This is a genomic window from Phenylobacterium sp. CCH9-H3 (assembly GCF_001557235.1).
In the GTDB taxonomy this organism is placed as follows: Bacteria; Pseudomonadota; Alphaproteobacteria; order Caulobacterales; family Caulobacteraceae; genus Phenylobacterium.
This window is the reverse complement of the sequence record NZ_LSJI01000045.1, coordinates 26,882-48,448: the sequence shown is the minus strand read 5'-3', so window position 1 is coordinate 48,448 and position 21,567 is coordinate 26,882. Positions and strand designations below refer to the sequence as shown.

Here is a 21,567-nt window from a genome sequence, read left to right as displayed (position 1 = left end):
CCATCGGCCGGGACAGTGCCGCGAGTGGGCTTCACAACCGGGGGTCGTGGCAGGTGTTGCCGAGACGCCGCGCCTCTCCAGGATGTGATGCTTCGCCGCGGTCCTGGGCCCGCGTCGCGCTTGAGCGAAAGGGCCTAAGCCCCAATAATCTCACTGGAACCGGACGGCGGCGGCGTGCTTGGCGCCGATGTGTGCGGCATCTGCCAAGGGGCGAGGTACAGTCCCGGTTGGGAGGAAGGATGGAAGTCCCCGAGGGTGGACACACGTCGACCTCTGAAGCGCTGCAGATCCACCTGCCGGCGCTGATCGCTGCGGTTGGCGAGCCGCACTTCGGCCCCAGGCTCCTGGAGTTCCTCAACAGCATCTGCGGCGCGGAACATGCCGCCGTCTTCTACCTGACCGCCGACAACCTGGCCGAGGTGACGGCCGCAAGCCTAGACGGCACCAACCAGGCGCACGAGCAGACCTCGATCTATCTGAAGGACGGCCTCTGGCGACGGGATCCCACGCTCAAGGAAGCCCAGGCCAAGCTGACTGACGCTGACATCGCCACCGTCCGAACGGACATCCCGCACCTGCCGGACCAGACGCTCCGAGACGTGGTCTATGGCCAGACCGACATTCGCGACCGGGTCCTGATCTGTGCGCGCGGCGAAGGCGGGTTCGTGAGCCTGAGCGTCCTGCGCTCCGCCAAGACGGGTTCCTTCTCGCCCGAAGAACTGCAGCGGGTCGAAACCGTAGCCGGCGCGCTGTTCGCCCTGATCGCCAAACACATCAACATCGCATGGGAAGGTCCGAACGCGGCCATCGCCCTGACGTCACTGGCCGAAATTGAATCCTGCATCACCGAGCAAATGCCGCGCATGCCCCGCCGCGAGGCGGAGGTCTGCAGCAGAGCGATCTATGGGATGAGTTCGCTCGGCATCTCCCTCGACCTGAGCATCAGCCAGGAAACCGTGCTCACCTATCGCAAGCGGGCCTACGCGCGCCTCGGGATCGCGACGCAGCGAGAGCTATTCCTTTGGTACCTCAAGCTCTGGAGCGAGTGGCGGGGCCGCAACGGCGGCGGCTCCTTCCACGCCGCGGCCTGAGATCCCGCCCGAAGGCCGCGCGTGCTGCCTGGCGCGGGGCGGCCGCATCACGCGCGGGGGGTCTCGAGGGCGCCGTAGACGAGCCTCGGCAGGACATCGCGTAGCGGTGGTGCGCCCGCGTTCGGGATGCTCCCACGCAGACACTGGATGAGCGTGACCGCCACGACATCATGGGTCGGATCGATCCAGAACCAGGTGCCGTAGCCGCCGCCCCACCAATGGCTGCCCTTGCCCATCGGCGACCGCGAGGCGCCCGGATCGAACATCACGGCGAAGTCGATCCCAAAGCCGACCCCTTCCTGGCTCGGCCCATAGAGGTCGACCTTCACCTCCGGCGGCAGCAGGTTTTGGCGCATCAGCCGGGTGCTCGCCGGGGCAAGGAGCCTTACGCCGTCCAGTTCGCCGCCGTTGGCCAGCATCTGGGCGAACCGCCAGAAATCCTGCGCTGTCGACAACAGGCCACTCGAGCCGGAGTAGGCGGCGGGCACGCGGACCGGATCGTCCTTGAAGTCGGCCAGCCCCAGACGACCGTCCGGGCCGAACGCGTGCATCTTCACGACCCGCGCGGCCTTGGCGGCGGGAACATAGTAGCCGGTGTCCTCCATCTGCAGCGGCGCAAAGATCCGTGTGCGGAAGAACTGGTCGAGGGTCATCCCCGACCACTTCTCGATGAGGTAACCCTGGATGCTGGCTCCAGGACCGTATCGCCAATCAGTGCCCGGCTGGAAGGCGAGCGGCTGCTGGGCCAGCCGTTCGATCATTCGCTCCGCCCCCCGCGACGGTTGCGGCGTTTCGACAGCCGGGGCCTGCAGGGTGGAACCGCCGGCCCCATCAAAGCCCGCCGAGTGGCTGACCAGCTGGCGCATGGTCATGGGGCGGACCTGCGCGTCGATGAACCCATCGACGGCCCTGACCTTGAGACCTTTGAACTGTGGAATATGGGTCTCGACGGTGTCGTCGAGCCGCCATTTGCCCGCCTCGTAGAACATCATCATCGCCACGCCGACGACACACTTTGTCATCGAGGCGATCCGGAAGATTGCGTCCTCGGCAAGGGGCGTCTGCGCCACCACGTCCGCGTAACCCTGCGCCGCCCGGTGCACGACCTTGCCGTGGCGTGCGACCAGGGTCGTGACGCCGGCGAGCTGGCCGCGGTCGATGAAGGCCTGCATTCCGGCGTCGAGCGCCGCGAGCTTGCGGGCGCTGAAGCCTACCGCCTCGGGTTCCACACGCGGCTGGGCGTACGCGACCCGCGTCGAGGAAAGGGCGCCGACCGTAGCGGCGAGCAGAAGGTGGCGTCGGTCCAGGTTCATGGCGCCGTCTTATCGGCCGCCCGGCCAACGCCTCAGATCGGGCGCATAGTCCCCCCTGGCGTAGGCCTTGCAGAAGCCCGCTTCGTCGCCTGCATAGACCTTGTCGTGGGCCAGCACGGCGGGGCGGATCGCGGCCCAGACGAAGCCGTCCTTGGCCTTTTGCGGATCGCCCAGGTCCTTCACGACCAGAACCATGTCCAGGCCGCGGTGGACGCCGATGTACTGTCCTCGCGCGCCGGAGGCTGCGAAGACGCCGTCGTCGTGCGTCTGCGCGCAACCCGCCGGGTCGAGGCAATCTGGGGCGCCCGAGACGGGGCCGTGGGGATAGCGCCGGTGGACCGGCTTGGGCGCGCAATCATCGGGCCCATTCAGCCAGGCGAGATAGCCGTAGATGGGATTTCCGTCCTCGAAGGCCGGGTGAGACAGGTCGTAGAGGAACTGCTCGTCGATGATCCGCTCGCCGTTCCAGACACCGCCGTTGAGCATCAGCAGGCCTACCCGCGCCATGTCGCGGACCGTGGCGTTCCAGCTGTAGCCGAAGATCTTGGTGTCGTTGCTGTCGCCCCAGGTCGAGTTCTCCAGGCCAAGCGGCGCAGCGAAGTGGCGGGTCCAGAACTCGCCGATGTTGTTCCCGAGCCGCGGGCGGTCCTGCGCGACGACCAGGTTGATGACGTCGCTCATGCGGTTGAGCGCCTCGAGACCGCGGGTGTCGTAGCGCCACTCGCGGTTCGGATATGTGAGATCCGCCGACGCCGCCGCCACCGAGCCCAGAACGTGGGCCACGGTGGCGTCGCGGTGGAAGGCGAAGTCATCCAGCCAATGATCGATCCGCTGGAATTCCTGCAGCGGTCCCTGCTTGCGGACGCTCGTGACGGGTATCGGCTTGCTCTGCTGGATCGCCGCGCCGACCGCCAGCGCGCCAAGCGTCTTGCTCGCGGAGAAGACGTGGGTCGAGGCGTCGCGGCCGCTGGGATAGTACTCGTAACAGAGCTTGCCATAGCGCACGACCGCGAACGGCGCTCCGATCGTAGCCTCCGCGCGCTTCAGCGCCGCGAGGTCCAGCTTGCACTCAGCCGCGAGCTTCTCGGGCGCGACCAGCCTCCAGGCGCCGCGGCCCGGGTCTCTCCCGCGTGGCAGGGCTTCGGGCCGCGGCGCCGTGGCGCCTGCGGCCTGAGCCGGTCCACCCGCCGCAGAGGCAAGTGTTGACGCAGCAGCGACGAGCATCGCCAAGCCGCCACTTACCCATGTCGATCTCATGACCGCCCTCCCCCGCATTTCCGGCTCCCGCCGGGATCCATTTGGCGTTCGAATTAGACGCTCTCTGGCGCGTCCGTATTTCCCCGTCGATACAAACACGACTGTAGGGATGGTCAATTGGCTCGAAGGAGGTCGAGTGCAGGGCGTGGGCCGTCACGAGCAGTTATGAGTGGGTAATAGGTCAGTGCTGTCCGGAGCCGATGGCGCGTCAGCGCAACGCGGTGGCGCCCCCGTCTGAGACCAGCTGCGCGCCGGTGATGAATGAGGCCCGCTCGGAGGCGAGCCAGACCGCCGCCTCGGCCTGTTCCTCCGCGGCGCTATAGCGGCGAAGCGGGATCCGGGTCATGGACGACGAGGATTGCGGGACAGCATCCTGCATCGTCGCACGCAACATGGCCGTGTCGGTGGCGCCGGGAAGAAGCGCGTTCACGCGAATCCCCAAGGGTCCGAAATCCACCGCCGCGGCGCGCGTCAGACCGAGCACGCCAGCCTTCGAGGTTGCGTAGGATGCGAAGCTGGGTCCGGCGAAGTTGGCCATGCCGGAGGCGGTGTTGACGATCGCCCCGCCGCCCGCCTTCAGCATCTCCGGGATCTCGTACTTCATGCAGAGCCACACGGCCCGGAGGTTGAGACCCATGACGAGATCCCACTCCTCAAGGTCGCAGTCGACGACCGTCGTGGCGCCGCCGCGATGGCCGGCGTTGTTGAAGGCTACATCCAGGCGACCGAAGGCGGCCACGGTGGTCGCCACCATCTGCCGGATGTCCTCGGGGCGCAGCAAGTCGACCTCCACGAAGAGCGCATCACCGCCGGCCGCCTTGATCGCCTGCGCCGTCTCGAGACCAGCCTCGACGGCGACGTCGGCGATGACCACGCGAGCGCCCTCGCGGGCGAAGGCGACAGCCGCCGCGCGTCCAATGCCGCTCGCCCCACCCGTGACCAGCGCCACCTTGTCCTCGTGGAGCAGCATCTTCGTTCCCTCTTCTGTCCACCGTTTCGCCGCTGCCGCGTTGCCCGTCGGTCCGTTCCGTCGGTCTCAGATCGTCACAGGTTCCGGTTCACCGCTCTGCGCCAACGGGGGTTGGCGCGTCAGCGACCGTGAGAAGGCCAGGTTCGCGGCCAGCAACATCGCCGACATCAGCAGCGCGACGAGGCCTGCGATTCCCAGCGCCGTGCGCAACGCCTCACCCGCGCCCGTGGATTGTGCGAAGTGGTCGCTCAGCAGGCCCACGAGCAGCGGCGCGCCACCCAGGCCAATGAGGCTTCCGGAAAAGCCGGTCAGGCCGGCGGCCGTCGCCCGCATCGTCGCCGGCGCCACCGTTTGTATCGCCGCCAGGACGGGCCCCAGAGTGGCGGCGCCCACCGCGCTGGACAGGGCGATGAAGGTCAGCGCGACCTGCGGGTCCGGGGCGTAGATGGCCAGCTCGAAGGCGGGGAGGAACAGCAGTGACAGCAGCAGGGGCGTCCGCGTCAGCCATACCAGGGACCGTCTCGAGAGCCGGTTCGCCAGCACACCGCCGCCGATGGACCCGATGGCTGAGCCTATGCTGAGGGCCGCTCCGAACTGGAAGCCGACTGAGACCTGGTCGAGGTGGTGGACCCGGATCAGGAAGGCCGGCAGCCATCCGGTGACGCCATACGCGAGGAAGGTGATGAGACCGGCGCTGAGAATGAGCGTGAGGAAAGCCGTGTCGCCTCCGAGGGTCCGCAACGTCCGCGCCAGCGACGGGGGGGCGCCTTGGCCGGCCGGCGCGGCGCCGTCGGACCACCCGCGCGGTGGGTCCCGCAGAGTGGTCCAGGTCAGGAGCGCGACGGGCAGGCCAAGCAGCCCCGCCGCCACGAAGGCCCATCGCCACCCGAAATGAAAGCCGATGTAGCCGCCGATCGAAAAGCCGATGACCACGCCCAAAAATGACCCGATCGAGAATACGCCGAGGGCAAGGGCGCGTCGCGAAGGGGGAAAATAGTCGCCGATCATGGCGCTGCAGGTGGGAATGGCGCTGGATTCGCTGACGCCCACGCCCATGCGCGCCAGGAAGAACTGCAGGAAGCCGTGCGCCGCGCCGGTCAGGGCGGACATGCCGCTCCAGATCACGATCGCGGCCGTCATGACGACCGGGCGATTGTAGAGATCCGACAGGCGCGAGAGGAAGATCCCCGCGCCAGCGTAGAAGAGCGAGAAGGCGAACCCGGACAGGATGCCAACCTGGGTGTCGCTCAGCGACATCTCACGCCGGATCTGCTCGAGCAGAACGCTCAAGGCGGCCCGGTCCACCATGTTGACGAGGTTGACCAGGAACAGCAGCGCAAGCGCATAGCGCAGGTACGCCCGCGAGAACGTCGGCGCGGCCCGAGGCGAATTTCCAGCGGTCATCGAGGCCTTTTCCGGAGGGCGTCAAGCCAAGGTCCGATTGAGCCTAGCGCAGGGCGCAGCCGCGACCTGTCCTGCCCGGTGGGGACAGGGAGCCAGCTCACCGCGAACGGAAGGATACAGGCAGGTTTGCGGGGCCGTAGAAAGTGTCGGTCCAGGGGTGGAACGCCGGCGACGTGGTGAAGGCGACAGCGGTCAGACGCCTCGTAAGCGCGGCCAGGCCGCTCCTCAGTTCGGCTTGGGCGAGACTCCGACCGATGCAGCCATGGACGCCATTGCCGAAGATCACCGGGAACGCCGGCGGCTGACGGTCCACTCGGAAAGCGTGGGGGTCAGCGAACCTTGCAGGGTCACGGCCAAGGGCGGTCATGTTGATCTTGATCCCCTGCCCCGCCGGCGCCTCCACGCCGTCGATCTCCAGCGGCTCGTTCGCGACGCGATGGAGCAAGGTGGCGACGGGGGTCAGCCGCTTGGACTCCTCGATCACCGCATCGCGCAACGCCGGGTCCGCGGCCGCGGGGTCCCACGCGCCCGAGGTGATGAGATTGTGGAGGGTCGAGGCCAGCTGGAAGCTGGTGGTGTCGATGCCGGCAAGGAACAGGTTGACCGTCCCCCAGACCAACTCGTCGCCGCTGAGCCGGCCTTTGACCTGATGTTCGTCGATCAGGACGCCGAGGAAGTCGTCGCGGGGCTGCCGCCGGCGCGCCTCCAGCAGCGCCGCGCAGTAGTCATGAAGCGTTTGCAGGGCTCTCTCGATCGCATCGACATGCGGCTCGAGCGGGAGATGGACGATCTTCCTGAGTTCGAGGGCCGCAGCCACGAGCTCGTCCATGTCGTGGCGCGGAAAACCGACGAGTTCGCCCAGGGCGTACGACGCCAAGGGGACGGTGAAGTCATGCACCAGGTCGCCCTCGCCGCGGGCCGCCAAGCGATCGCTGAGCCCGTCGCAAATCCTGACGATCGCCTCGCCGGAGGTCTCCATCTGCCGGCGTCCGAAGGCGCGCATGAAGATCATGCGCATCTCCCGATGCCGCTCCGGCTCCATGTGCAGGAATACGCCCTTGTCGATGAACTCCGCGATGCCTGGGGTGGCGCCGTGCGACTGGTAGTCGTCCGGGCTGAAGGTGCGCAGCCGGTTGTCGGCGAGAAGCTCCTGCCCCAAGTCGTGGCCGATCACCTCGAGGCCGCGGACGCTTCGCACGACCCGGTGAGGTCGAAGGAGATCCAGGGCCAGCGCCGGATCTCGACGCAGGAGATCGAGGTCCAACTCCGGCAGGTCGGATATGAGACGGCCGCCACTGGTCATCTGGGCCCCTCCTGATTTAGCCGGACGTCGGACTCCGAAGGAAGGGGCAAGCCGGGCGCGAGCGCCCGGGCCCGGAAAATCGCTGCGCCGCCGCCGGCCGCCCCGTCGCTCGCCACGATGTAGATCTCGCGCGTCCCAGGCTTCAGGGCGAGGCTCGTGACGCCCAGGTTGCGGCCGCTGTCCCGTCCGGGCAGGAGGATCTGGCCGACCGGCAGGCCCAGCGGATTTAGCACCAGGATGCGGCCCTGTTCGTTGAGCGCCACATAGACGTTCCCCGCTGTGTCGACCCGTAGCGAGTCCGCCGAAGCGCCTGTGATCTGGTAGACGGCCATGGCCCCGAACGGGGCGAGCAGCCCCGGTCCGCCAAGGCGCACCCGCTGCACCCGCCCCGCGGCGTATTCCGTCACCCACAGTGTCTTCCCGTCGGGGCTCAGGCCCAATCCGTTGGCGGCCGCCAGTCCGGTGAGGACCGCCGATGGCGCCTGGCCCTCCGCGGGCACGTAATAGACGCCGCCATCCGGGCGGCCGGTCCCGCCCTTGAGGTCGGAGAAGTAGAAGCCGCCACGAGCGTCGAAAACGATCTCGTCGGGCAGAAAGCCAGCGGTGGCCGGGACGATGTCGGTCAGGCCCGATCCATCGGGCCTTATCGCGACGACGGCGCCGCTGCGGAAATCGCCCACCGTCGCCAGGAAGATGCGACCGTCGCGGTGAAGCGCGAGCCCCACGGGGTGAAGCTCACTCGGTCCGAAGACGCGGGTCAGGCGCCGGTCTGGCGACACCTTCAACACCTGGCCGCCGAACACGTCGACGAACAGCAGTTCACCCTGTCGATTGAAGATGGGGCCTTCGAGGGTCATGGCGGTCTTGGAGACCTCGAACCAGAGCTCCGCCGTCTGGGCCGGCAGCCCCCGCTCGGCCGGTGGAACCGGCGCGACCGACGCTTCGACAGCGTCCCCGCTCGCGACGCCGATTCCCAACGCCAGAAGCGCGGCGAAGACGCGCCCTGCCTGCCACCTGTTCCGCCGCATCGGTCCTCCTCGATGTGGCGGCAGAGTGGGCCCGACCGGCCCGACAGCCTGTCCCGTGCGTGGGTGACATACGGGCGGGTGCGGCTGTGTGAGCCTCACGGCATGCGTAATCGGCGCGCGCCCTGCGCGGGCATCGGAAGCGACGCTCCCGGCGCGGCGCGCCTGCAGTCACGGGAGAGGCCCTGATGGGCGAGGTTCTGGAAGCGTATCGTAAGCCAACCCATGTGCCGGACGACCTGTTCGTGCCGGGCAACATCTGGCCGGAATTGGGCGACGACCCACACTTTCGGCTCCGGCAGATCGCGAACGGCCGGGACATTGTTTTCCTGCAGTCGCATAACCACCCGGGTCACTCCCCGAACGGCACCTGGCTCGCGGCCTCGGCCGAAGCCAACCGGCGGATCCTGATGGACCCGGAGGCCTTCCCCAGTTCGGGGGCCACGGTCTTCGGCAAGATGCTGGGCGGCCTGAAGTTCTTCCCGGTCGAAGTCGATCCGCCGGAACACGCCAAGTATCGGGCGCTGTTTGCGCCCTACTTCAAGCCCGCCGTTATCAACGCCATGAAGGACTCGGTGACTGCCCGGGCCGACGAACTGCTCGACGGCTTCGTGGCTAAGGGCCACTGCGAGTTCATCTCCGAGTTCTCGCGGATTTTCCCGGCCTCGATCTTCATCGACATGACCGGTCTTCCGCAGTCCAAGGCCGGCGACTTCCTCACCTGGGCCCGGACGGCGCTCGACCAGAACCAGACGGGCGAGGAGAAGACCGCTGCTCTGCGCAGCATTCGCGACTATCTGGCCGACGAGATCCGGGCGCGCCGCGCGGAGCCGCTCGACGACATGCTGAGCACGATCGCCAACGCGCAGATCGACGGCGAAACCATCTCCGTTGACGACGCGACGGGCGGGGCCATCGTGCTCTTTGTCGCCGGCATGGACACCGTGGCCAACCTGTTGGCCTGGGTCTTCCTGCGGCTGGCCCAAGACCAGGAGATGCAGGCGCAACTGCGCAAGGCCGACGACGACCAACTGGGCCGCGCTCTGGAAGAGCTCATGCGGTACTATTCGCCCGTGACGGTGAGCCGGCGGGCGGCGCGCGACGCGGAGGTCTGCGGGGTGCAGATCAAGGCCGGAGACACTGTCTGCTGCTCGATGACCCTGGGCTCGCGCGACGATCGGGAATTCGAAGATCCCGATACCCTCGACCTTTCAAAGCCGCCGCGCCGGCACTTGGTGTTCGGCTTCGGCCCGCATCTCTGCCTGGGTATGCATCTCGCGAAACTGGAGCTGCGCATCGTGGTGAGACGCTGGTTTGAGCGGACCCAGGAGCTGCGCCTGGCGCCCGATGCGCAGGTTCCGCGCCGCGGCGCCGGTGTTCTGGGGATCGATCAGCTGCCGCTGGTTTGGCGCTAGACGTTCCGATCCGCCCGGCCGCGCCATGTCGGCCGGGCCCCAGCGTCCGAGGATCACCACACGGGTCAAGTCGTGACGCCGTCGCGCCAGGCGACCCGAGCGACAGGCTGTAGAGGTGGAAGACGGCGATCCCGCCGGGGGCGCATCGGGGTTCCGATCCTGCCAGTGGGAGGCGGGTCTACAGCGCGATCGCCAAGCTCGGATCGGTTAGCCTGGCGCCGCTGGCCGAGCTCGCAAGAGGCGTCGAAGCGACCCGGGCGCCGGGCTTCCTAGCGCCAGATCTTCCTCAACGCCTCGATCAGATCCCCGTGGAACTGCTGCGTCACCCGCGCCTTCGTCGCGTAGTCGAAGCCGTGGAATGCGCCGGGATAGACGTGCACCTCGGTGGGCGTGCCGGCCTGGATGAGACGCTGGGCATAGGCCAGGTCCTGGTCGGCCAGACCATCGACCGCCCCCACGGCGATGAAAGCCGGCGCTACGCCTGCCAACGACTTCGCGCGCGCGGCGAACGCATAGGCCGGCACGTCGTCCGCCCCGCCCGGTCGGCCGAGATACATCAGCGACAGGCGGCTCGTCGCCGCGCCCGTGCCGGGCTGACAGGTTGGGTCCAGGGCCGTAAAGGGACGATCGTCCACGTTCGGGTAGATGAGGATCTGGGCGCGCAGCGGGAGCTTGCCCTTGTCGCGCGCCATCAGGGCGAGCGACGCGGCAAGGCCGCCGCCGGCGCTGTCTCCCGAAACCGCGATCCGAGCGGGATCGACGCCGAGCGCGGTGGCGTTGGCGTGAAGCCACTCAAACGCGGCCCAACTGTCGTCGATGGCCGCGGGGAACGGGTTTTCCGGCGCAAGCCGGTAGTCGATCGAGACGATGACGGCGCCCAGCGCCTTTACAAGCATCCGGTTGCGGGCGTCGTTCATCTCCGGGAAGCCCAAGATGTAGCTTCCGCCGTGAATATCGAGGAGCGCCGGCCGCGTCGCCGGTGGGCCATCGGGCGAGTAGATCAGCACCCGGACGGGCGGAGCGCCGGCGGGCCCGGGGATGTGGCGCTCTTCCATCCGGACGCCCGCCGGGGCCGGTGGGGCCAGGGCCGCACGCCGCTTGAAACCCTCCAGGAAGTTGGCGCGCACTGCCGGCATGTTGGCGGCAGTCCGTTCACCGCCCCCTCCTCCGCCCATCGTCGCCAAGGTCGAAAGGAGCTCGGGATCGATGAGCGCGCGATTGGCTGGCATGAGCTGCAGGCCGGCGCGGCAATCGCGCAACGGCTGCGCGTGGGCCGCCACCGCCGGCGTCAGCGTCGCGGCCGCGACGCTCAAAGCGAGGATTCGGCCCGTTCGGCCTGACCGGTGCGACCTATGTCCAAGGGCGATACGATTCAGCAACGCAAAGGACATTATGCAGATACCCCTACCATGCGCGGATAAACGCCTCCGCGAGATGAGAATTCACCGATTCGATATTATATTGTGAGGCGCGACTGCATCAACGTCGGATGAGGATGCCTTGAGGAAGCGCCGAGCATTCGAGCCCATAGGCCATTAAGACTTAATATCGCGAAAGTTGTATTTGTATTTGCAGCGAAAATGACTTGATTTCATGTGCCGCCCATCATAAACTTGTAGCAGCAAAGGTTGCGGCCTGCTGTCCCCTTCGGGCGGGACCGGCTGCGACGAGAAGAACGTCAGGGGGAGGTCGTATGTCGCTCTTGGAGCTCGTGCCGCGCCGTGCGGCCGATGCCATCACCGCCGCTCTTCCAAGCCTCATCTCATCGGTGGGCGAGCGACAGTTCGGATCCCGGCTGCTTGAGTTCCTGCATCACCTCAGCGGGGCCGAGCATGCGGCGGTGTTCTACCTGACGGGAGACGACCTGGTGGAGGTGACGACGGCCAGTCTCGATGGCAGCGACGAGGCGCATCAGCAAACCACCATCTATCTGAAGGATGGTCTCTGGCGTCGCGATCCGACCCTCCAGGAGGCGCGCTCGCGGCTCCATGTCAGCGATCGGGCGACCGTGCGCACCGACATCCCGCGCCTGCCCGACGAGACCCTTCGCAACGTCGTCTACGGCCGCACTGACATCCGCGACCGGGTCCTGATCTGCACTCGCACCGAGGATGGGATTGTTGGACTGAGCATTCTGCGGTCCTCGCGGGCCGGCTCATTCTCCGCGGAGGATCTCGAGCAGATCCACATCGTTTCCGCGGCGCTGTTTGCGATGCTCGCCAAGCACATCAACATCACCTGGGAAGGTCCGAACGCGGCGATCGCTCTGACGTCGCTCGCCGAGATTGAGGCCTGCATCTCTCACCGGATGCCGAGCATGCCGCGGCGTGAAGCCGAGGTCTGCGGCCGCGCAATCTATGGAATCTCCACCCTGGGCATCTCACTTGACCTTGGAATCAGTTCCGAAACGGTAATGACCTACCGCAAGCGGGCCTATAGTCGCCTCGGGATCGCGACGCAGCGCGAGCTGTTCCTCTGGTATCTGGAGATCTGGAGCAGCTGGCCCGGGCGCGCCACGCGGTACGGACGCGTCCACTAGAGCGCCCGTCAGCGCAGGGCTCGACGCATCGCGGCCAGAAGATCCTGGTACGATCGCTTCGTCACGCCGGCGTTGGCCGCCATGTCGAAGCCGTGGAAAGCGCCCGGATAGACGTGCAGTTCGGTGGGTACGCCAGCGGCGATGAGACGCCGCGCATAAGCGATGTCCTGTCCGGCGAGGCCGTCCACAGAGCCCACCGCGATGAAGGCCGGCGGCAGGCCCGCAAGCGACGGCGCCCGGGCCGCAAACGCGTAAGGGGAAACATTGTCTGGTCCGGGCGGATGGCCGAGATACATGACATAGGCTCGCTCGACGGGCGCCGCCCCAGGCCGGCACGTCGGATCCAGCGCCGTGAACGGTCGGTCGTCGAGACTGGGATAGATCAGGAACTGGCCCTTGATCGCGATCTTGCCCTCGTCACGGGCGCGAAGGGCAAGCGAGGCGGCCAGCGCGCCCCCCGCGCTTCCCCCCGTCACAGCCAGTCGCGCCGGGTCGACGCCTAGCGCCGCCGCCTGATCGTGCAGCCAAGTAAGGGCTGCATAGACATCGTCGATCTGCGCGGGGAACGGGTTCTCAGGCGCCAGACGGTAGTCGACCGAGACGATCACGGCGCCGAGGTCCTTCGCCAGCTGGCGATTGCGCGCATCGCCCCCGTCCGCCGCGCCGAGCACAAAGGCCCCGCCGTGGATCTCAATGACGCCGGGCCGCGCGGCGCCCGCGTCCTCCGGCGTGTAGACGAGGACCCGGACCGGAGGAGCCCCGGCGAGGCCGGGAATGTGACGCTCCTCCATCCGGACGCCGGGCATCGGAGGCGGCGCCGGCCGGCCTTTGGTCAGTTCCTTCAAACGCTGCCGGGTCTCGACGATGCTGCTGGGCGTCGTCGCGCCGCCGCCGGGGCCGCGGTCCATCCCGGTCAGCACGGGCATGACCGACATCAGCTCCGGGTCGATCAGGGCCCGGTTGGCGGGATAGAGCCTTAGGCCCGCGCTGCAGTCCTGAAGCTCGTCGGGGCCAGGCGGCGGATCAGCCGACCTGGCCGCTGTGGCAGCGCTGGCCATGATGGCTGCGCTCAGGACGACAACAAACGTCGCCCGGGCGCTCCCAACAATCCGACTGCGCCGCTTCACCGTCATCGCACACCCACTGCCGGCGTCGACAGGTCGGCGACGCACTCTTGCCTCACATCGTCCGCGCGATTGACGCGCGAGGCAGTCCCCGAGCGAGGGGACAGGCGTCGGCGCCTGTTCTGGGGTCTCCTCCGGCCAGGGGGAGTTTGGACCATCCCTGGAGAACATCATGTCTAGGACCGCGCTCGCCGCTTGCTTCGGGGCCGGCGCGCTGCTGGCGGTGGCTGGCCTCGAATCCGCAGAGGCCGGCGGCCAAGCCTCCAGCACCGGCCCCCCCGCTCTTACCCAGGCCGAGACGACGGGTCGGCAGATTTTCCGGCAGCGCTGTAAGGAGTGCCACGACGACGAGTTTCGGGCGCCTCCGCTTCCGGGCGTCTACGGGCGGCAAATCGCCTCTGTCGAATACGACTACAGCGCCGCCTTGAAGGCCCGCCGCGGAGAGGTTTGGAATGACGCAAACCTCGACCCCTTTTTGCGGGACTCGCAGGCGGCCGTGCCCGGTACCGAGATGGAGCAAAAGGTGCCGGACGATGCCGAGCGCGCGGCTCTGATCAGCTATTTGAAGACCTTGAAGTAGCGATTGCATTGGCTGGAGCCGTCGGCCGGCGCGCGTCCCGCGCCGGCCTCCGCTAGCAGGCCTTCTTGTCTCGATTGCCCGCGCGCGACGGTAGAGCGTGGATGTACGTGCTGAGCGCCGCCAAGTCCTCGTCTGTGTACCGAGACGTACTCTCGAGCACCTCGCGCATCCCGACCGGTTCGTTGAAGCATTTGTCAGTCCCGGTTTTCAGGAAGTCGGCGATGTCGCCGACGGTCCAATCGCCGATGCCGTCCGGGTGAGGCGTGATGTTGGTCGCGAAACGCCCCCCCGCCTCGAGGCTGGGCGCGCCAGCGTAAAGGCGGTCATCGTCGGGACCGCCGAGCGCGTCGCGCGGCGTGTGGCACTCGGCGCAGTGGGCTGGGCCCTCCGCGAGGTACCGGCCGCGATTCCAGGCCGACGACCTCGTCGGATCGGACTCGATCGTGCGAGGTCGGAAATAGAGGAGCTTCCAGACGCCCACGGTCATGCGAACGTTGAAGGGGGCGTACAACGAGTGGTCCTGGTTTGCACGCGAGACGGGCGGCAAGGTCTTGAGGTAGGCGAACAGGTCGCGGACGTCCTTTGTCGTCATCCGGCTGTAGGCGGCATACGGAAAGGCGGGGTAGAGGTGTTCGCCCTTGCGACCCACGCCGCGCTTCATGGCGCTGACGAACGACAGCTCGCTCCAGTCACCGATGCCTGTCTTGCGATCCGGCGAGATATTCGGCGCCAGGAACGCCCCGAACGGCGACTCCAGTCGCCGCCCGCCGCCGAGCTGGAAGCGATCCTCCTGGTCGGGCGTCATGTGGCAAGCCGAGCAGTTGCCGGCGTTGAACAGAACCGCGCCGTTGACCAGGTCCGGCGTGTAACCAGGGGCCAATTCCCGGGCCGGTAACGGCCGAGGCGCGATCAGCAGATACGCCGTGAGGGCCGCCGCCAGGGCGACGCCGCCGATCGCCAGTCGCCGATGTTGCATGCGGCGGCTCAGCTCTTCTTCTTGCGATAGACGTCGTGGCACGACTTGCAGGTGGCGGAGAGGTCCTGGAACGACGCCCGAAAGGCCGCCTGGGTGTCAGCCTTGCCCATCGTGCGAGCCAGAGTGCTCATCTGGGCCAACCGTTTGTCGAAGTCGGAACGGTTCTGCCAAACGGCTCCGGCCGCATTCGTCTTCGGGTCGTTTGCGGAGGCCGGGGGGAACAGACCTCTCGCTGTCTGGCCGCTTTGGGCCACCGCGTCTGCGACAGCCTTCGCCTGGGCGGCGCCCCAAGGGGTTTGCCCATTCGCCAGGTTGCCGGCCGCCTTCATCTGCTGGCCCAGCTGCTTCATGAGCGCCTGGCGTTCGGGGACAGGATCTGTCGCCGGGCGAGCCGTGTCAGGAACGAGTAAGGCCGAGAGGCCGAGAACTGACCCGCAGACAGCGGCGTGCATCGCTATCCGTCTGGAGCTTCCGAACCGCCGCTTGTCGAGCCGTTGCGCGCGCTTACCCATTCCGCCTCCGTAATACGGACTCGTCCCGATGGGACACAATTGGAGAGTGGGTCAATATTCTCGGTCATCGCTCGGCTGTAAGTCCCGGCGCCCAGGGACCGCGAGCCCGCTGAGCGGCGACCTAGGCCGGTACCTCGCGCAGCGCCTGCGCGGTTTCCAGATCCTCATAGGCGGCGGTCGTTCGGTTGTTGGCAATGACGACGAGCTCCCAGCCATAGGCTTCCACGGGACAGGGCATCCAGCCGATCGCCACGCACCAGTGCATGGCGCGTCGGTACTCCAGCCAGATCTCGTCGGCGCTCGGGAGCGGCGTCACGCCGTGGGCGGCCAGGTGCTCGCGGTAGATGCGCAACAGGTCGCGTTCGCGCCGTCGCCGCTCATCGATGGAGTGCGCCGTCACGATGAGGTAGCTGACATCCTGCAGGGCGGAGCCCCGCGCCGCCAATTGCCAGTCGAAGAACCCGACCGAACCGTCGGCCATCCAGTAGGTGTTGCCGAAGTGGGCGTCGCCGTGGATCAGCGTTTGCACCCCGCGCTGCTGGTGGCGCTGCAGGCGGCCGAGGTCCGCGAACAGGGCCTCTGGCGTCAGCCCGATACGTCCCAGGAGTTCACGCTTGAACTTCAGCTTGTCGAGCTCATCGCGGACGCTGGTCTGGACAGGCCCATGCAGGCACGCCGCGACCGGCCCCTCGGCCGTACTTTGCAGCCATCCGAGATCGCTCGGGAAACGGGGACTGTTCCAGTAGGCGGCGTGGATGCGGGCCAATGCCGCGAGCAGCCCCTCCGAGTGATCCCATGTCGCGGTGTCGTACTGAGACGGGAAGGCCGCGCCGCCGTGCGCCAAGTCCTCCAACAAGAGGACGAACCGGCCACTCGGCGGATCGAAGATCGCCCCCAGCGTGGGCGCCGCCGCGACCTCCGGGTTCATCGCCTCGTGACGGTAGAAGTTCACTTCGTTCTCGAAGAGCGGTGTGCGCGGCGGGCGTTGGCGCGCGCCGTCGGGCAACGCCACCCCGCGAGACGGCCAATCGTTGGTCTTCGGCATCTTGACGAAGATGCGGTTCGGTAGTGATCGCGGGTTGGCGCCATACCGCACTTCGAGGCGGACCCTCGCAGCCGTGGAGACGTGGGTGTCTCCGAACCCCTCCGCGCCAAGGACCTGGACCGCGCCGACGACGGTTCCGGGGTGCTGCTCGGCAATCACCCTCGTCAGGAAGTCGGGCGACAGATGCTCCGGGTAGGTCGGGAAATCAGTCATTCGGGCGCACGCACCGAAAGCTCGCCGCGACCGCGGGGTCACCCTTGCCGAGGTACCGGGCATAGGTCGGATACGGGCAAAGGGGCCGCGAGAGTGCGGGCGCGCCGGTCACGAGATCCCTGCGGACGGCGGTCAGGCCAGCGGGCGGACGTCCTTTGGTCACCCAGGCGTCAAGGGCCGGCAGAAGAGCGTCCACGCGATCCGCACCACCGCCCCCGCCGCAGTGGGCGACGCCGCCCAGGACGTAGAACCGCATGAAACGCTCGGCCCTTGCCCTGCCGCCCGCTTTCGCGACCACGGCCTTGTAGTAGTTCACAGTGCGAGATGTCGGCACCATGGGATCCCCAGCGCCGGTCCAGAGGAGCAGCTTCCCGCGCCGCGCGAAGGCGGACAAGTCCGCGTCGACGGCGACGTCGCCCAGGTCGCGAACCGCCATGAACTCGGCGCCGTGGGTGTTGAGATCGTAGGCCAGGGCGTCGACCTGGGTGTCCTTGGCCAGGAAGTGCTTCACGAAGCCGTCCACGTAGCGTCTGAAGACCGAAGGGTCTCCGAATGCCACCCGGTCCCACTGACCCGGCGAGGTCGGCGGCCCGTTCAGGAGATAGCCGGGCTCGGTGAATCGGCCGCCCGCGACGGTCACCGGCGAGGTGAGCGAAAGGAGCACGGCCAGCTGAGGATCCGAGAGGCACTGCTCGCCCCCCTCCGCGCCGTCCGGACACCGGAGTCGCCGAGGATCGAAACGGCACGCGGCCCAGTTTGAGACGATCCCGTCCGCCAGGCCGTCGGCGGCGGTGGTGTCGCAGGCGCTCAGCACCGCCCGATGGACGAAAGCCATCTTCGAAGGCGTGATCAGGGCGCCCGGCGCGGCGGCAAAGCGGGCGGCCCGCTGCATTTGGGCGTAGCCGCCGGCGCTGCCCGGAGCGCCGGCGATCACCCCATCGAACAGGTCGGGCCGCCTAAGTGCGGTGAGCAGACCCTCCCGGCCTCCCGTCGAGCAGCCCTCGAAATAGGCCCGTTCAGGTGGCGCGCCGTATGCGGCCTCAACGATCGCCTTTGCGGCCGGCGTGACCGTGGGCACGGACTCCCAGGCCCAGAGCCGTAGGGCATCGCGATCCCGTGCGAAGGTTCCGTCGGCGGCCTTCTCCGCGTCCGTCTGGCCCTTCGCGTCATGGCCCCCGTTGCTCGCCACGTCGGCATAGCCTTGGGCCAGTACAGACGGGTTCACCGGTCGTATGACCCCGTTCCAGCCGCCGCCGCCGCTGTAGTGGAACTTGCCGTTCCACTCGACAGGCAGGCGCACTTCGAACCGCAGCTCCGGCGCGATCGTCGCCGCAACCCTGCAATACGCAGGCGCCGTGGCGCTTGCGGGCACGATGTGCGCCGCTGTGATCTGCGCGCCGGCTACCCATCGCTCCTGGAGCGCCTCGCAGACCAGGGGGGCGGCGACGGCGGGCGCGCTCCAGAGGCCGACGATCCAGGTCGCGCCCGCGAGTAGAAGACGTCGACTCCACATGTGCGAACCGCCCCTCCGCTCGGAAGTGGCCATCTCACCGGCGGGCGGACGAACCCGCAGCCCCTTTACGCGGGGACAACCCGGTGCGCCGCCTGGCCGCCGCCGGTGACGCGGTCCCCCTGGGCAGGGACTTGCAAGGCCGCGCAGGCGGCCGAAATCAGACCTCGACGCGCGATCGCTTGTGCGACGACGCGGTGCGGGCCCCAACGGCCGGAGGGAAATCCTATGAAGGCGCTCACGACGGGTCTCGTCGCCACTCTGGTCCTGGTCGGGGCCGCCAGGGCCGAACCTTCCAAGCTGCGCGTTGATGGCGGGGTCCTGGTGGGCAGCCTGGAGGATGGCGTACGCACGTTCAAAGGCGTGCCGTTCGCCAAGCCGCCCGTCGGAGACCTTCGCTGGCGGCCCCCGCAGCCGACCAGCTGGACCGGCGAGCGGGATGCGACGCACTACGCGCTCCCTTGCCTGCAGCCGACCCCTGCCGACGGACGGCCAAATGGCGGCGGCGTGGCGGGAGCCTCGAGCGAGGACTGCCTCTACCTGAACGTCTGGGCGCCCAAGGACGCCCGCAACGCGCCGGTCATGGTCTTCCTCTACGGGGGGGCCGGGTATCTGGGCGCCGCCAGCGTGCCCACCTATGACGGGACGTCCCTCGCGAAGCAGGGCGTCATCCTGGTCACGGTCAACTACCGGCTGGGCATGCTGGGGCAGTTCGCACACCCGGCGCTGACGAAGGCTGCCGCCGGCAACGAGGGGCTCGCGAACTACCAGTTGATGGACGCGATCGCGGGCCTGCAGTGGGTGCAACGGAACGGCAAGGCCCTGGGCGCCGACACCAAGAATGTCACCCTCTTCGGCCAATCGGCGGGCGCGGTGCTGGTCGCTGGCCTCCAGTCGACGCCGCCATCACGGGGGCTGTTCCAGAAGGCGATCATCCAGTCGGCAGTCCCCCAGGTTGGCGGCGGCAGGACCCTGGCGGAAGCCGAGGCGGACGGGGTCAAGTTCGCCAACGCCCTCGGCTTGCCGGGCGCGGGCGCCACGTCCGAGCAGTTGCGGGCGCTCCCGGCCGATCAGGTGATCAGCGAGAAGGCGCGTTTCGGCTTTCAGGGCGGCAACTACCTGGTCCTGGACGGCAAGGTCCGAACGACCAAGACCGGCCCGGGCTTCGCGAGCGGCGTGACGGTCGACGTGCCGCTGGTCGTCGGTAGCACCAACGCGGAGTTCTTCGCGCCCGAGGGCTACAAGACCGTCAAGCTCGCCTCGACCACGGGCAAGGCGGCGGCATGGGAGTACGTCTTCACCTTCGTCCCGCCCTGGCGCAAAGCCGAGCAGCCGCGCGGCGCGCCCCATGCCGCTGAGCTTCCGTATGTCTTCAACAGCGTCGACCGGTCACCGAAGATGAACGGCCAGGCCACCGACCTTGACCGCGCCGTGGCGCGGCGGATGAGCTCCTGCTGGACCGCCTTCGCAAAGGCGCCCGTCACGGCGACGTCCCTGACCTGCGCCGACGGCTTCGTGTGGAAGGCCTACACGCCGGAAAGCGACAGCCTCGCGGTGTTCGGAGAGACTCCCACGATGTCCAAGGCCGAACCGCTGGTCCGTGCGCTCGGGGAGGCGTTCCCTGTGCCTCCAGGGGTCGGCGACCCCGCCTCCTAGACCCGCTGTCTTAGGTGACGGTGATCTTGCCGAACATCTCCATCGCCTCGTGCTCTTGGCAGAAATAGAGGTAGACGCCGGGAACCGTGAAAGTGTGTTCGAATGTGGCGCCATCGGCCAGGGGCTCGGAGGCGAACGGCGTGGCCCCGGCCGGGTAGGCCGCATGCTTCGGGTTCTTCGCCTTGGTCGGGTCGCACACGACGGTGTGCTCGATGAGGCCCTGGTTGCGCCAGCGAACCGTGTCGCCCGCCCGGATCGCGAGCTCTGCGGGTTCGAAGGCGGTCTTGGTCTGGGAGATTTCGACGCGGCGTGTCTCAGCGGCGTTCGCCGCGCTTGCCAGGGCCGCCGTCGCGACCCCGAACAACAGAAGGCTACGACGCGTCGTGGTCATGCTGAGCTCCGAACGGGCAAGGGACGAGATCGCCAAGCCGATAGCGATCAGCCTTGAGACTAGTGGGATGCTCGGAGCAGCGGCTGTCCCCTGGCGGAGGGACGGTTCAGGGCCCAACAGTCCGCGGTCGTCCAGGGCCGGTGTTTCTCGGCGCTCGAGGGCTGTAGTAAGGAAGGCGCTGGACGGGGCGGGAGCGTGATTTGACACCGGTTGCCAGGACGCTGACGCGCGAGGAACTCTACGATCGGGTGTGGACCCGACCCATGAGTGCTTGCGCTGCTGATTTCGGGATCGGAGCCTATGCGCTGACCAAGTTCTGCGAGCGTGCCGCCATCCCCTATCCCGGGCGCGGCTACTGGTCGAAGGTCTACGCGGGCCGCGCCGACCCGCGCCCGCCCCTGCCCCCGCTTCCGCCGGGGGCGGAGGCCTCGGTGACGATCCCGAAGGCGAAACCGCGCCGGGCCCGAACCCGGCTGACACCCGCGGCGAGGGAGTCTCAGATCCTGCGCGTGGCGGCGGAAATCATCACCCGCGAGGGCGTGCGCGCGGCCTCCATGATCCGTATCGCCCGTGAGACCGGCATCAGCGAAGCCCAACTCTACAACTACTTCTCCAGCCAGGAGGCGCTCCTGATCGCCCTGGCGCGAGCCGAATACGCGGCGGCCAACGTCACCCCCGTTTCCGAGTCTCGAGGCGGTGACGATTACTTCTCGCGGATCACCCTTTCGACCTTGACCTACCTTCGGGTCGTCGAACAACGGGGCGCGCTTCTTCAGATGCTGCTGGCGCATCCGAAGGTGCGCGATGCGATCAGCTCAGAGGTGGAGCGCCGCCGGCCGCAGAGCACGCGGCAACTGACCGAAAACCTCTTCCAGGCGCAGCAACACCTGTCGCCGGACACGCTTCGCGCCGCGAACATGATCCTCCGGAGTGTTGTGCGGCGCGCCGCGCAACAGCTCGCAAGGGGTCGCGCGCCGCTCGCCACGATCGAGCAGCTGTCCCTGTGGATCCTGCTGGCCTGCAGCAAGGACCTCTTCCTCGACGCAAAGCGAACGCGCTGACTCTGAAGCACCTGTGGCGTCGGCCGGCCGATTGGCGTGCAGGGCAAGAGGCGCGAGGACTGCGCCTGAGCAGCTGCCCAGGCAGATGGCGCGTGCTCCCGCGCGCGAGAAATGACCTTGCCTCAAATAATGATTGATAGGAATGTTCCGCCCGCGATCTGAGCCGTCGGGGGACCTGGAGC

19 protein-coding genes are annotated in these 21,567 nt (G+C 67.8%); 6 read left to right on the top strand and 13 right to left on the bottom strand.

Annotated elements, in window-relative coordinates; all coding sequences use genetic code 11:
• Positions 1–239: 239 nt before the first annotated feature.
• Entirely contained in the window at positions 240–1,091 is an 852-nt protein-coding gene (locus tag AX721_RS03805; RefSeq protein WP_068874703.1) for a LuxR C-terminal-related transcriptional regulator, read from the top strand.
• A gap of 47 nt (positions 1,092–1,138) precedes the next feature.
• Here the strand turns inward: AX721_RS03805 and AX721_RS03800 are convergent, their stop codons facing one another.
• The 6 genes from AX721_RS03800 to AX721_RS03775 form a co-directional block, all read right to left on the bottom strand.
• Positions 1,139–2,404, bottom strand: a complete 1,266-nt coding sequence (locus AX721_RS03800; protein ID WP_068874702.1) for a serine hydrolase — start codon at positions 2,402–2,404, stop codon at positions 1,139–1,141.
• Between the two features lie 9 nt (positions 2,405–2,413).
• Positions 2,414–3,634, bottom strand: a complete 1,221-nt coding sequence (locus tag AX721_RS03795) for a serine hydrolase (RefSeq protein WP_197422450.1) — start codon at positions 3,632–3,634, stop codon at positions 2,414–2,416.
• 235 nt (positions 3,635–3,869) lie between these two features.
• Entirely contained in the window at positions 3,870–4,631 is a 762-nt protein-coding gene (locus tag AX721_RS03790) for a glucose 1-dehydrogenase (RefSeq protein WP_068874700.1), read from the bottom strand.
• Between the two features lie 66 nt (positions 4,632–4,697).
• Complete coding sequence (locus AX721_RS03785; protein WP_068874699.1) at positions 4,698–6,035, bottom strand: MFS transporter; 1,338 nt, start codon at positions 6,033–6,035, stop codon at positions 4,698–4,700.
• Between the two features lie 97 nt (positions 6,036–6,132).
• Positions 6,133–7,338 carry a cytochrome P450 gene (locus AX721_RS03780; RefSeq protein ID WP_068874698.1) on the bottom strand — a complete coding sequence of 402 codons (1,206 nt, stop codon included), beginning with the start codon at positions 7,336–7,338 and terminating at the stop codon, positions 6,133–6,135.
• Positions 7,335–8,366 (bottom strand): SMP-30/gluconolactonase/LRE family protein, encoded by a 1,032-nt coding sequence (locus tag AX721_RS03775; protein ID WP_068874697.1) that lies wholly within the window; start codon positions 8,364–8,366, stop codon positions 7,335–7,337. Before AX721_RS03775 ends, AX721_RS03780 begins: the two co-directional genes overlap by 4 nt.
• Positions 8,367–8,551: 185 nt before the next feature.
• Between AX721_RS03775 and AX721_RS03770 the strand changes: the two genes are divergently transcribed.
• Positions 8,552–9,778: a cytochrome P450 gene (locus AX721_RS03770; protein WP_068874696.1), complete on the top strand. Its 1,227-nt coding sequence runs from the start codon at positions 8,552–8,554 to the stop codon at positions 9,776–9,778.
• Positions 9,779–10,047: 269 nt separating this feature from the next.
• Here AX721_RS03770 and AX721_RS03765 read toward each other — a convergent pair whose 3' ends face one another.
• Positions 10,048–11,091 carry an alpha/beta hydrolase gene (locus AX721_RS03765; protein ID WP_068874695.1) on the bottom strand — a complete coding sequence of 348 codons (1,044 nt, stop codon included), beginning with the start codon at positions 11,089–11,091 and terminating at the stop codon, positions 10,048–10,050.
• Between the two features lie 380 nt (positions 11,092–11,471).
• Between AX721_RS03765 and AX721_RS03760 the strand changes: the two genes are divergently transcribed.
• Positions 11,472–12,317: a LuxR C-terminal-related transcriptional regulator gene (locus tag AX721_RS03760; protein ID WP_068874694.1), complete on the top strand. Its 846-nt coding sequence runs from the start codon at positions 11,472–11,474 to the stop codon at positions 12,315–12,317.
• An 8-nt stretch (positions 12,318–12,325) separates the two neighbouring features.
• Here AX721_RS03760 and AX721_RS03755 read toward each other — a convergent pair whose 3' ends face one another.
• Positions 12,326–13,375 (bottom strand): alpha/beta hydrolase, encoded by a 1,050-nt coding sequence (locus AX721_RS03755; protein ID WP_068874693.1) that lies wholly within the window; start codon positions 13,373–13,375, stop codon positions 12,326–12,328.
• A 238-nt stretch (positions 13,376–13,613) separates the two neighbouring features.
• Here AX721_RS03755 and AX721_RS03750 point away from each other — a divergent pair, with 238 nt between their 5' ends.
• Positions 13,614–14,021, top strand: a complete 408-nt coding sequence (locus tag AX721_RS03750; RefSeq protein WP_068874692.1) for a cytochrome c family protein — start codon at positions 13,614–13,616, stop codon at positions 14,019–14,021.
• A gap of 52 nt (positions 14,022–14,073) precedes the next feature.
• Here the strand turns inward: AX721_RS03750 and AX721_RS03745 are convergent, their stop codons facing one another.
• From AX721_RS03745 to AX721_RS03730, 4 genes are all read right to left on the bottom strand, one after another.
• A complete protein-coding gene (locus tag AX721_RS03745) occupies positions 14,074–14,997 on the bottom strand; it encodes a cytochrome c (protein ID WP_068874691.1) in 924 nt (307 codons plus the stop codon).
• Positions 14,998–15,005: 8 nt separating this feature from the next.
• A complete protein-coding gene (locus tag AX721_RS03740; RefSeq protein WP_082765759.1) occupies positions 15,006–15,509 on the bottom strand; it encodes a cytochrome c in 504 nt (167 codons plus the stop codon).
• 121 nt (positions 15,510–15,630) lie between these two features.
• On the bottom strand, positions 15,631–16,713 hold the full coding sequence (locus tag AX721_RS03735; RefSeq protein WP_197422449.1) for a phosphotransferase: 1,083 nt from the start codon (positions 16,711–16,713) through the stop codon (positions 15,631–15,633).
• Between the two features lie 46 nt (positions 16,714–16,759).
• Positions 16,760–18,280: a tannase/feruloyl esterase family alpha/beta hydrolase gene (locus AX721_RS03730; protein ID WP_068874688.1), complete on the bottom strand. Its 1,521-nt coding sequence runs from the start codon at positions 18,278–18,280 to the stop codon at positions 16,760–16,762.
• 225 nt (positions 18,281–18,505) lie between these two features.
• Between AX721_RS03730 and AX721_RS03725 the strand changes: the two genes are divergently transcribed.
• Positions 18,506–19,933, top strand: a complete 1,428-nt coding sequence (locus AX721_RS03725; RefSeq protein ID WP_068874687.1) for a carboxylesterase/lipase family protein — start codon at positions 18,506–18,508, stop codon at positions 19,931–19,933.
• A gap of 10 nt (positions 19,934–19,943) precedes the next feature.
• On the opposite strand, the gene AX721_RS03720 is transcribed toward AX721_RS03725, so the two are convergent.
• The gene (locus AX721_RS03720) at positions 19,944–20,324 is read right to left on the bottom strand and encodes a plastocyanin/azurin family copper-binding protein (RefSeq protein ID WP_082765756.1); all 381 of its coding nucleotides are present in this window, start codon (positions 20,322–20,324) and stop codon (positions 19,944–19,946) included.
• Positions 20,325–20,524: 200 nt separating this feature from the next.
• On the opposite strand from AX721_RS03720, the gene AX721_RS03715 reads away from it, so the two are divergent.
• Positions 20,525–21,385 (top strand): TetR/AcrR family transcriptional regulator, encoded by an 861-nt coding sequence (locus tag AX721_RS03715; protein WP_156466988.1) that lies wholly within the window; start codon positions 20,525–20,527, stop codon positions 21,383–21,385.
• Positions 21,386–21,567: the final 182 nt, after the last annotated feature.